The organism is Brevundimonas vancanneytii (assembly GCF_901421975.1).
GTDB classification, from domain to species: domain Bacteria; phylum Pseudomonadota; class Alphaproteobacteria; order Caulobacterales; family Caulobacteraceae; genus Brevundimonas; species Brevundimonas diminuta.
The window spans coordinates 2,669,967-2,682,474 of the sequence record NZ_LR588407.1 but is presented as its reverse complement, the minus strand read 5'-3'; the positions used below and the strand labels follow the sequence as shown (position 1 = coordinate 2,682,474).

General features: G+C 67.7%; 12 protein-coding genes. 4 read left to right on the top strand and 8 right to left on the bottom strand.

Features of this window, described 5'->3' with window-relative positions; genetic code table 11:
• Positions 1 to 85 precede the first annotated feature (85 nt).
• Together FGL25_RS13300 and FGL25_RS13295 are read right to left on the bottom strand one after the other, a co-directional pair.
• The gene (locus FGL25_RS13300) at positions 86 to 1,156 is read right to left on the bottom strand and encodes an NAD(P)-dependent alcohol dehydrogenase (RefSeq protein WP_138141956.1); all 1,071 of its coding nucleotides are present in this window, start codon (positions 1,154 to 1,156) and stop codon (positions 86 to 88) included.
• Between the two features lie 5 nt (positions 1,157 to 1,161).
• Positions 1,162 to 1,914 carry a DUF72 domain-containing protein gene (locus tag FGL25_RS13295; RefSeq protein WP_138141955.1) on the bottom strand — a complete coding sequence of 251 codons (753 nt, stop codon included), beginning with the start codon at positions 1,912 to 1,914 and terminating at the stop codon, positions 1,162 to 1,164.
• A gap of 135 nt (positions 1,915 to 2,049) precedes the next feature.
• On the opposite strand from FGL25_RS13295, the gene FGL25_RS13290 reads away from it, so the two are divergent.
• Positions 2,050 to 2,430: a hypothetical protein gene (locus FGL25_RS13290; RefSeq protein WP_128719483.1), complete on the top strand. Its 381-nt coding sequence runs from the start codon at positions 2,050 to 2,052 to the stop codon at positions 2,428 to 2,430.
• A 92-nt stretch (positions 2,431 to 2,522) separates the two neighbouring features.
• Positions 2,523 to 3,314: a TSUP family transporter gene (locus tag FGL25_RS13285; RefSeq protein ID WP_138141954.1), complete on the top strand. Its 792-nt coding sequence runs from the start codon at positions 2,523 to 2,525 to the stop codon at positions 3,312 to 3,314.
• A 1-nt stretch (position 3,315) separates the two neighbouring features.
• Here FGL25_RS13285 and FGL25_RS13280 read toward each other — a convergent pair whose 3' ends face one another.
• The 3 genes from FGL25_RS13280 to FGL25_RS13270 all read right to left on the bottom strand — a co-directional run bounded on the left by FGL25_RS13280 (position 3,316) and on the right by FGL25_RS13270 (position 7,171).
• Positions 3,316 to 4,926: an ATP-binding protein gene (locus tag FGL25_RS13280; RefSeq protein WP_138141953.1), complete on the bottom strand. Its 1,611-nt coding sequence runs from the start codon at positions 4,924 to 4,926 to the stop codon at positions 3,316 to 3,318.
• A 94-nt stretch (positions 4,927 to 5,020) separates the two neighbouring features.
• Positions 5,021 to 6,382 carry a glutamate--cysteine ligase gene (locus FGL25_RS13275; protein ID WP_138141952.1) on the bottom strand — a complete coding sequence of 454 codons (1,362 nt, stop codon included), beginning with the start codon at positions 6,380 to 6,382 and terminating at the stop codon, positions 5,021 to 5,023.
• Between the two features lie 69 nt (positions 6,383 to 6,451).
• Complete coding sequence (locus FGL25_RS13270; protein WP_138141951.1) at positions 6,452 to 7,171, bottom strand: 16S rRNA (uracil(1498)-N(3))-methyltransferase; 720 nt, start codon at positions 7,169 to 7,171, stop codon at positions 6,452 to 6,454.
• Positions 7,172 to 7,220: 49 nt separating this feature from the next.
• On the opposite strand from FGL25_RS13270, the gene FGL25_RS13265 reads away from it, so the two are divergent.
• Together FGL25_RS13265 and FGL25_RS13260 are read left to right on the top strand one after the other, a co-directional pair.
• Positions 7,221 to 7,658, top strand: coding sequence for a hypothetical protein (locus tag FGL25_RS13265; protein WP_138141950.1), 438 nt, complete (start codon positions 7,221 to 7,223; stop codon positions 7,656 to 7,658).
• 50 nt (positions 7,659 to 7,708) lie between these two features.
• Positions 7,709 to 9,226, top strand: a complete 1,518-nt coding sequence (locus tag FGL25_RS13260; RefSeq protein ID WP_138141949.1) for an ABC1 kinase family protein — start codon at positions 7,709 to 7,711, stop codon at positions 9,224 to 9,226.
• Between the two features lie 6 nt (positions 9,227 to 9,232).
• Here the strand turns inward: FGL25_RS13260 and FGL25_RS13255 are convergent, their stop codons facing one another.
• From FGL25_RS13255 to FGL25_RS13245, 3 genes are all read right to left on the bottom strand, one after another.
• Entirely contained in the window at positions 9,233 to 9,421 is a 189-nt protein-coding gene (locus FGL25_RS13255) for a hypothetical protein (RefSeq protein ID WP_138141948.1), read from the bottom strand.
• Positions 9,422 to 9,457: 36 nt separating this feature from the next.
• On the bottom strand, positions 9,458 to 10,621 hold the full coding sequence (locus FGL25_RS13250) for an acyl-CoA dehydrogenase family protein (RefSeq protein WP_003163903.1): 1,164 nt from the start codon (positions 10,619 to 10,621) through the stop codon (positions 9,458 to 9,460).
• Positions 10,622 to 10,722: 101 nt separating this feature from the next.
• Positions 10,723 to 12,504: an acyl-CoA dehydrogenase C-terminal domain-containing protein gene (locus FGL25_RS13245; protein WP_138141947.1), complete on the bottom strand. Its 1,782-nt coding sequence runs from the start codon at positions 12,502 to 12,504 to the stop codon at positions 10,723 to 10,725.
• Between the last annotated feature and the right edge of the window lie 4 nt (positions 12,505 to 12,508).

The window sequence follows — 12,508 nt, the reverse complement described above, 5'->3', positions numbered from 1 at the left end:
TGTGCGGCGGCCGTCGTGGTCGCGACGCCGTCCGCCTCCCTTGCCGACAGCCTTAGCGCGGCTGGCGGCGAACGAGAAGACGGGGTTACGCCGTCGCGGCCATACGGCCCATGTCGATGACGAAGCGGTAGCGCACGTCCGACCGCTCCATCCGTTCATAAGCTTGGTTGATCTGATCGGGGGCGATCACCTCAATCTCACACACGATCCCGTGTTCGCCGCAGAAGTCGAGCATCTCCTGCGTCTCGCGAATGCCGCCGATCAGCGAACCGGCGATGCGCCGCCGCCGCCACAGCAGGGGCATGGCGAAGACCGGCAGCCCCTCCGTCGTCAGGCCCAGCATGACCATGGTCCCGTCGCGCGCCAGCAGATTGACGTGGCTGGCGATCTCATGCGTGGCCGAGACGGTGTTGATGATCAGGTCGAACTGCTCGGCCGCCGCCTTCATGGCCTCGGCGTCCGAGTTGATCAGGAAATGCCGGGCGCCCATCCGCTCGGCGTCGGCCTTCTTGCGGTCCGAGGTCGACAGCACCGTCACCTCGGCGCCCAGGGCGGCGGCCAGCTTAACCGCCATATGGCCCAGCCCGCCCAGGCCGATCACCGCCACCTTCGACCCCGGCCCCACGCCCCAGGTCTTCAGCGGCGACCAGGTGGTCACGCCCGCGCACAGCAGCGGCGCCGCCGCATCCAGCGGCAGGCTGTCGGGAATCTTCAGCACGAAGGCCTGGTCGACGGTGATCCTGTCCGAATAACCACCTTGGGTGATGGTCTGGCCGACCGCCTGGCCTTTCGGATCGCGCGAGCCGTAGGTCTGGGTCATGCCCGGCTCGCAATACTGCTCCAGCCCCTCGCGGCAGGCCGAACAGGTCCGGCAACTGTCGACCATGCAGCCGACGCCGACGCGGTCGCCTTGCTTGAAGCGGGCGACGTTCGCGCCGACCGCCGTCACCACCCCGGCGATCTCATGGCCCGGCACGATGGGATAGTGGGTGCCGCCCAGGTCGTTCTTCACCACATGCAGGTCCGAGTGGCAGACGCCGCAGTATTTGATCTCGATCGCCACGTCGTCCGGCCCGGGATCGCGGCGCTCGAAGCTGTGGGGGCGCAGCGGCTGGTCGGCGGCGGTCGCGGCGAAGGCGCGCGTGGCGATGGGCATGGCGGTCAGTCCTTCAGCTTGGCGATCAGCGCCTGGGCCGCCGCCGGGTTCCGCACCTTGGCTCCGGAGATGAAGTAGGCGAAGACGTCGCCGCGCTCGGCCCAGCCGCGCGCCTGTTTCGCCACGGCGTCCAGCTCTTCCGAGGTCATGCCCGTCGGCTCGTCCTCGCGGCTGGACATCAGCCGGGCGTAGGTAAAGTCTGTCGTCGCCTCGTCGATCTGCGGCCAGGTCGGCTCCTCGTCATCGACCGCATAGACGACGGCCGCGCCGTATTTGCGCGCCAGATCATAGAACTGTTCGGTGGCGAAGGTCGGGTTGCGCACTTCCAGCGCGTGCCGCAACCGCACCCCGTCCTTCTCCTTGGGCAACAGCTTCAGGAAGCCTTCAAAGTCCTCGGGATCGAACTTCTTGGTTCCCATGAACTGCCAGTTGATCGGCCCCAGCTTGTCGCCCAGCACCGTCAGCCCCTGCGACAGAAACCGCTCGAAGCTCTCGGCGCCGTCCGACAGCACCTTTCTATTGGTGCAGTAGCGGCTGGCCTTGACCGAAAAGACGAAGCCGTCGGGCGTCTCGTCGCGCCACTTCGCCCAGCTGTCGGGCTTGAAGGTCGAATAATAGGTGCCGTTGATCTCTATCGAGGTCAGCGCCCGGCTGGCGAACTCCAGCTCCCGCTTCTGCACCAGCCCCTCGGGATAGAAAACCCCGCGCCATGGCTCGAAGGTCCAGCCGCCGACGCCGATGTGGATGGATCCTGTCATGGGAAGGCCTCCTGTACGGTGGTCTTGATCGCAGGATTTCGTCGATGGCGCTATGCAAAGCCGCTATGGCGCTCGCAATGGCTTGGCCTCTACGGCGGTCTATGCATAGTGTTGGTCGACAAACGGAGGTCGATCATGTTGTTGGCGGTCCTATTCTACGGCGTCACGGCGCTGGCCGGTCAGGCGGAGGTTCGGCCCGCATTCCAGCAGGCGCCAGCACAGTCCAACCATCAGTTCATCCATCCCAGTCCGGATAAGGCGGACCCTACCATGTGGCGCTTTCAAGACATGGATGATCGCCGCGCTATCGATGACATGCGTCGCGAGCGCGTCCGGTTGAACTACGAGGCCGCGGTGATCAATCAGCGCTGGCAGCTGGCGGATGAGTTGGACAAGCTGATCGCCGCCAATGAGTGCGAGCGGGCGACAGAAATCGCACAGAGAGCCGGGTATCGCGATATTCGCGATGGCGTGGCCAACGCCTGCCGGGTCAGGGCGGCCGCACCCGCGTCCTAAACCGCTACGCCTTGAGCCTCGTTTGCGCGCAAGAGCGTGGCGATCCGTCCCCCACGGGGCTATAGCGCCAGCCTGACCGGAGTGCTGCGCGCGTGTTCGACCTGACGCCTGAGATCATCGCCCTGTTGGGCGTCGCGTCGGTGATCGCCGGCTTCATCGACGCCATCGCCGGGGGCGGGGGGCTGATCTCCTTGCCGGCCCTGTTGTCGGTCGGGCTGAACCCGGTCGCCGCCATCGCCACCAACAAGGTTCAGGGCAGCGTCGGCACCGCCAGCGCCCTGTGGAATTTCTGGCGCAAGGGACGGGTGGACTTTCGGCTGATCCGCTGGCCGATGCTGTTGACGGCGATCGGGGCGGGGCTGGGCGCTTTCGCCGTGACGCTGGTCGACACGCGGTGGCTGATGATCCTGCTGCCCGTGCTGCTGGTCGGCATCGCGCTTTATTTCCTGCTCGGGCCCAAGGCGGCGGACGAGGACGCCCACGCCCGGCTGACGCCGCTGGCCTACGCCTTCGTGGCGGGCGGGATCGGCTTCTACGACGGCTTCTTCGGGCCGGGGACGGGGTCGTTCTTCGCGCTCAGTCTCGTCATGCTGCTGGGCATGGGGCTGACGCGGGCGACGGCCCACACCAAGGCGCTGAACCTGATGAGCAACATCATCGGCATCGTCGTCCTGGCGGTCGGGGGCCATGTGGTCTGGGTTCTGGCCGGGATCATGGCGGTGGGCCAGTTCGTCGGCGGGCGCATGGGCTCGCACGCGGCCATGCGTTTCGGGCCGCGCCTGATCCGCCCCCTGTTGGTGGTCATCTCCCTGGCCATGACGGCGCGGCTGTTGTCCGATCCGGCCAATCCGCTCAGAGCCATGATCGCCGGCTGGCTGGGCTAGGTCAGCCGGGCTGGACCGCGCGGTCGGCCAGCGTCCTGCGGACCGCATCGGTCAGGGCCTCGGCCGTGACGGGCTTGGCCAGGTGCAGGTCGGCGCCGGCATGGGCGGCCTGTTCCTGATGCTCGATCATGGCGTTGGCGCTCAGCATGATGACCGGCGCGCGCGGACGCGCCGGATCGGCGGCCTCGATCTCGCGCAGGGCGCGGGTGGCGCTCAGCCCGTCCATCACCGGCATCTGCATGTCCATCAGCACCAGGTCGAACCGTTCGGCGGCGAAGGCGGCCGCCGCCTGCTCGCCGTTCTCGACCAGGGTCAGCTCGACGCTGTCGCCGAGGATCAACTGCACCACCCGCTGATTGATCGGATGATCCTCGGCCAGCAGGACGCGCGGGCGCGGGCCGGCAGGCGGCGCGTCTGACGCCGCCTCTTCGACGTAGGCCGCGTCGAACTGGGCCAGGGAGGCGATGCGCGTCAGCGGCAGCTCGACCTGGAAGCGGCTGCCTTCGCCCGGGGCCGACTCGGCCTCGATGCGTCCGCCCATCATCTCGGTCAGGGCGTGGCAGATGGACAGGCCCAGCCCGGCCCCGCCGAAACGCCGGGTGATGGAGGCGTCGGCCTGGCTGAACCGCTGGAACAACTGCGCCGCGTGATCGGCGCCGAAGCCGATGCCGGTGTCGCGCACCTCCAGAGTCAGCAGGACGGCGCCGTCGCCCCTGTCCAGCAGATCGACATGGACCGACACCTGACCCTGGGCGGTGAATTTGACGGCGTTGGACAGCAGATTGCCCAGGATCTGGCGAACCCGCACCACGTCGCCGTTGAAGACGCCGCACGCCGCATCGGCGCGCTCAAGGCGGAAGGTCAGCCCCTTCTCCTCGGCCAGGCCGCGCAGGGGGGCGATGGCGGGGATCAGGGCGTCGTTCAGGTCGAAGGGGCGGGTTTCCAGCGTCATGCGCCCGGATTCGATGCGCGACACGTCCAGGATGTCCGTGACCAGCCGCTCCAGGGTCACGCTCGAACTGCGGACCAGTTCGACCATTTCGGCCTGCTGGGGCGACAGCGGCGTGCGCGCCAGGGCGTCGATGACGCCGATGACCCCGTTCAGCGGCGTGCGGATTTCATGGCTCATATTGGCCAGGAAGTCGGACTTGGCGCGGTTGGCGGCCTCGGCCGCCGCCTTGGCCTCGACCAGGGCGCGCTCGGCGGCCACCTTGGCCGTCACGTCGCGGGCGACGGCGTAGATGCGGTCGCCGAACTTCTGCGCCCGCCATTCCAGGGTAACGTAGCGGCCGTCCTTGTGGCGATAGCGGTTGACGTGGCCCAGCACCGGATCGCCGGGGCGGCGCGTTTCGACCTCGGTCACGCTGCCCAGGGTGCCGGGCATGTCGTCGGGGTGGACCAGGGTCAGTATGGGCAGGCCGACCAGCTCTTCGGGTCGATAGCCCAGGATGGAGGCCCAGGAGGCGCTGACCCGCACGATCCGCCCCTCCAGGTCGCGGATCACCAGCAGGTCCAGGGACACGTCGAAGAAGGTCGCCAGATCGACTCCGGCGTCAGGCGGCGGCTGCGGCTGTCCCGTCGAGGAAGGGGCGGCGGCCGGAGTGAGGGGCATGGGCGGTCCTGAGGCGCGGTCCTGAAGGCGGGCTGGACCTCACCCTAGCGCCTGCCGGTTAAGGGCGCCTTGCGGCTCGCGTCTCAGGAGAGCTTCAGTAGGCCATGTCGCGATAGACGCGGCTGACGTCGCCGCTCCATTCGCCGTTGTAGAGCTCCAGCAGGCGGTCGGCTGAGGTCACGCCGCTGTCGGCGATGTCTTCCAGTTCGGTGATGTAGCCGCGCTCGTCCACCATGCCGCCGCTGAAGCGGGCGCGGTTCTTCAGGCCCTGTTTGGCGATGTTGACCATGTCGACGGCGATGTCGCGCACGCTGCGCCCGTTGACCTCGGCCTTCAGGCCCAGCCGCGTCACGTCGCGGCGCAGGCGCTCATGGTCGGCGATGTCCCAGTCCTTGCACAGATCCCAGGCCGCCGCGAGCGACGGCGCGTCATACAGGATTCCGGCCCACAGGGCGGGCAGGGCGCAGATGCGGCTCCACGGCCCGCCGTCGGCGCCGCGCATCTCCAGATACTGTTTCAGCCGCACCTCGGGGAAGAGGGTGGTCAGGTGGTCGGCCCAGTCCTTGGCCGTGGCGCGGTCGCCCGGCAGGGCGTCCAGCTTGCCGTCCATGAAGGCGCGGAACGACTGACCCGACAGGTCGACATAGGTCTCGCCGCGCTTGGCGAAATACATCGGCGCGTCCAGCGCATAGTCGGCGTAGCGTTCGTAGCCGAAGCCGTTCTCGAACACGAAGTCCAGCATCCCCGTGCGGTCCGGGTCGGTGTCGGTCCAGACGTTGGCGCGCGCCGACAGGAAGCCGTTCGGCTTGCCTTCGGTGAAGGGGCTGTTGGCGAACAGGGCCGTGGCGATGGGCTGCAACGCCAGCGAAGTCCGGAACTTCATCACCATGTCGGCTTCGCTATCGAAGTCGAGGTTCGCTTGGATGGTGCAGGTGCGTAGCATCATGTCCAGGCCCAGCTTGCCCTTCTTGGGCATGTAGGCGCGCATGATGTCATAGCGGCCCTTGGGCATGACGGGGATGTCCTCGCGCCGCCACATCGGGTCGAAGCCCAGGCCCAGGAAACCCAGGTTCAACTGGTCCGCGACCTGCTTGACCTCCATCAGGTGCTGGCCGGTCTCGTTGCAGATGTCGTGGATGTCCTTCAGCGGGGCGCCCGAGAGTTCGAACTGACCGCCCGGCTCCAGACTGATCGAGGCGCTGAAGCCCTCGGCGTTCTTGCGTTCCAGGGCGATGACGCGGCCGGCTTCCTCGACCGGCGACCAGCCGAAGCGCTGCAGGCCCGTCAGCATGGCTAGGATGCCGTTCTCGCCCTCATAGGCGGGGCGACGCAGGGTCGACTTGTCGAAGCCGAACTTCTCGTGCTCGGCGCCGATGCGCCACTGGTCGCGGGGCTTCTCGCCCTTCGACATGGCGTGGATCAGCTGGTCTCTGGAAAGGGGCGCCGTGTCGGACATCTGTAACCTCTGCTGTCGCGGCTAGATGGGCCAGCCGACGGCCATGCTCAAGGGGGGCGGCGGAAACTTCTAGCGATCCCAGTCGCCGACCGCCGCCTGCCACAGGGTCATGGCGGCGATGGCGGCGGTGTCGGCCCGCAGAATGCGCGGCCCCAGCGAGACGGCGGTGGTGAAGGGCAGGGACCGCAGCCGCTCGCCCTCCTCGGGCGAGAAGCCGCCTTCGGGCCCGATCAGAATGGCCCACTTGCCGTCGCCCGCCTGCGTCAACGCCGATACGGCGGGCGCGCCGCCCGTCTCGTCGCAGAACATCAGCCGACGCCCCGCCTCCCAGCCGTCCAGCAGGGCGTCCAGCTTCACCGGATCATCCACGACCGGGACGTCCAGGCGTCCGGTCTGCTCGGCGGCCTCCTCGGCGATGGCGTCCAGCCGGTCCAGCCGCAGGCGGTCGGCGTTGGTGCGATGGGTCAGCGCCAACCGCACCCGCTTGGCGCCCAGTTCGGCGGCCTTCTCCACGATGGTCTCGACGCGCGCCTTCTTCACCACGGCGACGAGCAGCTCCAGATCGGGGCCGTAGATCTGCGGCCGCATCTGTTCTTCGGCGCGCAGGACGACGCCCTTCTTCAGCACCTCGGCGACGCTGACGCGCCACTCGCCGTCGCGGCCGTTGAAGACCAGAAGCTCGTCGCCCGCCTTCAACCGCATCACCTGCGTCAGATAGCGCGACTGGTCGAGCGTGGGCGCCACGGCGGCGCCGGGGGCGAGGTCGCCCTGAACATGAAGACGGATCATGCGACAGACTTAGCGAGGGTGGAGACGATCGTCATCCCGCTCTGACACGATGCAGGTGAAATCCGTCTTGCGGATGGCCGCGCCCTCATTCGCCTGTCATGGTTATGCGTTGGAGGCGTTTGAAATGCTGCGAGAACTGGAGCGCCGGGCGGGGCCTTTTGCAGTGGTCGCTATGATAGGAATTGTCGCAGCCGGGACCTATGCGCAGTTCGCCCTACCTTATTATCGCGGCGGAGCGGAACCGGCGGGATGCTATTTTTACGATGCCCTCTTCATCGGCGTCAGATGTGCTCCGGATATGCCGGGCATGTTTGCTGGCGGGTTGACGATCAGCTGGTATCTGACATGGGGCGTGTATTGGCTGGCGTTGTCTGCGGTGATGCCGCCATTCCTTGGCGTGCCGGTGCTGGGCTTGTGGGGCCTTGTGATCCGAAGCGGGGCGCGCTGGATCTGGAGCAAGCGTTCACAGCCTGCCTTGCATCCCTGAGAACGGATGTATGAGGGGAACGCGGCGAGCCTGCCCTGCGTTGGCCTCTCATGTTCACAACCTTGGCCGTAGCGGCGCGCGATCGAAAACGTCTGGCCGAGATTTCCGGCGTCGTCGCCCGCTTCGGGCTTGAGGCCGTGCTGCTGCGCCTCGGCCTCGGCGGCGGCGAGACCCATGCCGACGGGCCGGAGCCTTTGTCGCGTCGCACCCGTCAGGCGCTGGAGGCGCTGGGCCCCACCTTCGTCAAGCTGGGCCAGATCCTGTCCACCCGCTCGGACCTGCTGCCCGCCGACTGGATCGCCGAGTTCGAACAGCTTCAGAGCGCCGGACCCACCCTCGATTTCGAGACGCTGCGGCCCGAGGTCGAGGCTGCGCTGGGCGGGTCGCCGGAACAGGTCTTCGCCCGTTTCGACACGGCGCCCCTGGCCGCCGCCTCCATCGCCCAGGTGCACCGCGCCGTCCTGCACGACGGGACCGAGGTGGTGGTCAAGATCCGCCGTCCCGGCGTGCGACCGCGCGTCGAGGCCGACCTGCGCCTGATCGCCGAACTGGCCCGCCGCGCCGAACAGTCCAGCGCCGAGATCGCCCGCTATCGCCCGCGCGCCCTGATCGCCCAGCTGACCGAGGCCATGCTGGACGAGCTGGATTTCACCACCGAGGGCCGCAACGTCGACCGCTTCGCCGCCGACTTCGCCAGGAACCGCGATGTGGTCATCCCGGCCGTCTATTGGCGGCACACGACCGACAGCGTGCTGGTGCAGGACTATCTCGACGGCGTCCCTCCCGTGGACGCGGCGCGGCTGAGGGCGGCGGGCGTCGATCCGCACCGGCTGGCCCGCGTCGGCGCCGAGGCGGTGCTGGACATGGTGCTGGTCAACGGCCGCTTCCACGCCGATCCGCACCCCGGCAACCTGCGTGGCCTGCCCGGCGACCGGGTGGGACTGATGGACTTCGGCATGGTCGGGACCGTCAGCCCGCGCCGCCGCGCCGAACTGATCAGCTTCGTCCAGTCGCTGGCCGCCGGCGACGGCGCCCGCATGGCCGAGGTGCTGGCCGACTGGACCGAGGGGACGGACGTCTCGCGCACCAGCCTGACCGCCGGGGCCGAACGGCTGATCGCCCGCCACGGCCAGGGCGCGGTCGACCTGCCCGCCATCGTCGCCGATCTGATGGGGCTGATGCGGCAGGAACGGGTGGCCGCCCCGCCCGATCTGGTGCTGATCCTCAAGGCGCTGGTGACGATCGAGGGGGTGCTGTCGCGCGTCGATCCCGACTTCGACCTGGTCAAGACGATGAAGGGCGCCTGGAGCCGCGCCCTCTTCTCCAGCCGCAGCCCCGAGGCCCTGCGCAACCGCCTGATCGGCACCCTGCTGGACCTGTCGGCGGCCAGCGACGACCTGCCCCGCCTGATCCGCGCCGCCTCGCGCCGCCTGACGGCCGACCTGGTCGTCAACGCAGCGTCGGACAAGGAAACCGCCCGGTCGATCGTCTCGGCCGGGCGGTGGATCGCCGCTTCGATTGTGCTCGCCGGCGCTCTGGTCGCGGGCGCCCTGCTGCTGCTGCGATAGGACGCCTCAGCGCGTGGCGTCCAGCCGTTCCTCGATCAGTTCGCGGGCGATTTTCAAGGCGGCGATGCGGCGGACGAGAAGGGTGTGCTGCGCCGCGCCGGGAGCCAGCTTCAGGACCGCCTTCTCGCATTTGGGGATCAGGGATTCGACGGCGCGCAGCGCTTCTGACAGGTCCGTTTCGCTATGGGCGGCCATCCGTCCCTGATCTCCCTTGGGCGCCGCACGGCGCCCTTAAAGCGTCCGCGCGATCAGCAGCTTCATGATCTCGTTCGTGCCGCCGTAGATGCGCTGGACGCGGGCGTCCTTGTACAGCTGGGCGATCGGATATTCGGTCATATAGCCGTAGCCGCCGAAGAGCTGCAGCATCTCGTCGATGGTCTCGCCCTGGATGTCCGTCACCCAGTATTTGGCCATGGAGGCCGTGGCGGCGTCCAGCTGGCCCTTCAGGTGCAGGCCGATGCAGTGATCGACGAAGACCTTGGCGACGGTCAGCTTGGTCTTGATCTCGGCCAGTTTGAACTGGGTGTTCTGGAAGTCGATGACGCGCTTGCCGAAGGCCTTGCGTTCCTTGACGTAGGCCAGCGTCGCCTCCAGCCCGCGCTCGGCGGCGGCCACGCCCTGAACGGCGATGTTCAGCCGCTCCTGCGGCAGTTGCTGCATCAGCTGGACGAAGCCCTGTCCCTCGGTGTCGCCGATGACGTTCTCCAGCGGCACCTTCACATCGTTGAAGAACAGCTCGGAGGTGTCGTTCGCCTCCATGCCGATCTTGTGCAGGTTGCGGCCGCGCTCAAAGCCCTCGGCGCCGTCGGTTTCGAGACAGATCAGGCTGGTGCCCTTGGCGCCCTCGGCCGGGTCGGTCTTGGCGACGACGATGATGAAGTTGGCCAGCTGGCCGTTGGTGATGAAGGTCTTGGAGCCGTTCAGGACATAGTGGTCGCCCTGCTTCACGGCGGTGGTCTTGACCCCCTGCAGGTCGGAACCGGCGCCCGGCTCGGTCATGGCGATGGCGCCGACCAGTTCGCCCGACTGCAGGCGCGGCAGCCAGCGCGCCTTCTGCTCGGCCGTGCCGTAGTGCCAGATGTAGGGCATGACGATGGCGTTGTGCAGGCTGATGCCGAAGTGGTCCGCGCCCTTCCAGCCCAGCTGGCGCATCAGCACGACTTCGTGCCGGTAATCGCCGCCGAAGCCGCCGTCCTCTTCCGGCAGCGACAGGCCCAGCAGGCCCGCTTCGCCCGCCGCGTTCCACAGCCCGCGCGGCACCGAGGAGGCGGCGATCCACTGCTGGAACTTCTCTGGCGGGGCGTGTTCGTCGATCCACTTGGCGACGGAGTCGGAGAAGAGGACGATCTCCTCTTCGCGCATGAAGTCGGGGTCGGGGCTGCCTAGGACGTTCATAGGGTTGTTTCCTGCTGACGCGGGCGGTCTGCGCCGCCCTTCTGCGATAAAGAAAGGGCCTCCCCCGCTGCGGCGAGAGAGGCCCCTGGATCAGAAGCGGATCAGAACGCCTCTGCGGGCATTTGCATCAGCACCTCGGCGCCGGACTTCAGCTTCTTCAGGTGCGCCCCGGCGTCGGGCAGGATGCGCTCAACGAAGTAGCGGCCGGTCATCAGCTTGTTGGCGTAGTAGGGATCGGCGTCCCCGGCCGCGATCTTCTCTTGCGCCGCCTTGGCCATCTGCGCCCACAGGAAGGCGTAGGCCGTCAGGCCGAAGATATGCAGATAGTCGGTCGAGGCGGCCGCCGCATTGTCCGGGTTGGCCATGCCGTTCTGCATCAGCCACATGGTGGCCTCCTGCAGCTTCTTCTTGGCGTCGGCCAGGCCGTCGACGAAGGGCTTGATCGCCTCGTCGTCGCCGTTCTCGCCGACGAAGGCGTCGATGTCGGCGAACCAGCTCATGATGGCGCGGCCGCCGTTGGCGGGCAGCTTGCGGCCGACCAGATCCAGCGCCTGAATGCCGTTGGTGCCCTCATAGATCATGGTGATCCGCGCATCGCGCAGATACTGCGAGGCCGGGAAGTGCTCGGTGTAGCCCGAACCGCCGTGGACCTGCATCGCCAGAGAGGCGACGTGGAAGCCCTTGTCGGTCAGATAGGCCTTCAGCACGGGCGTGATCAGGCCCATGTAGTCCTTGGCCTTGGTGGCGACGGCTTCATCGGCGGCCTTCTGCAGGTCGGCCTGCAGCGCAGTCCACAGGATGAAGGCGCGGCCGCCTTCGACGAAGGCCTTGGCTTCCAGCAGCATGCGGCGCACGTCCGGGTGGACCATGATCGGGTCGGCCGGGCCGTCCGGGTTCTTCGGTCCGGTCAGGCTGCGGCCCTGCAGGCGGTCGTTGGCGAACTCGACGGCGGCCTGATAGGCGGCGTCGCCGATGGCCAGGCCTTGCAGGCCGGTGCCCAGGCGGGCCTCGTTCATGACCACGAACATGTTGTTCATGCCGCGGCCTTCTTCGCCGATCAGCCAGCCCTTGGCGTTCTCATAGGCCATGACGCAGGTGGCGTTGCCGTGGATGCCCATCTTGTGTTCCAGGCCCGCGCAGGACACGCCGTTGCGCTCGCCCAGCGACCCGTCCTCATTCACCAGGAACTTCGGCACCACGAAGAGGGACAGGCCCTTGATGCCCGGAACCGCGCCTTCGACTCGGGCCAGCACCGTGTGGATGATGTTGTCGGCGAAGTCGTGCTCGCCCGCCGAGATCCAGATCTTTTGGCCGGTGATCGAATAGGAGCCGTCGCCGTTCGGAACCGCCTTGGTGCGGACCATGCCCAGATCGGTGCCGCACTGCGGCTCGGTCAGGTTCATGGTGCCGGTCCATTCGCCCGACGCCATCTTCGGCAGGTACTTCTGCTTGATCTCGTCCGAGGCGCTGGCCTCGATGCCGTGGAAGGCGCCGCTGGTCAGGCCCGGGTACATGGAGAAGGCGGCGCTGGCGGCGGCGGTGAACTGGCCCACCGCGCTCGACACGACCGAGGGCATCCCCTGACCGCCGAACTCGGTGCTGAAGCCCAGCGAGGGCCAGCCCGCCTCGACCATCTGGTGATAGGCTTCCTTCCAGCCCTTGGGCGTCGTCACCACGTCGCCCTGGATGTGACAGCCTTCCTGATCGCCGGTGCGGTTGATCGGGGCGATGACCTCTTCGGCGAACTTGCCGCCTTCCTCGACGATCTGGTCGATCAGGTCGCGCGACAGGTCGGCGTCGGGCAGCAGATTGCCGAAATTCTCGACCTGCAGCACGTCGTGCAGGACGAAGGACAGGTCGCGGACAGGCGCCTTGTAGGCCATGGGA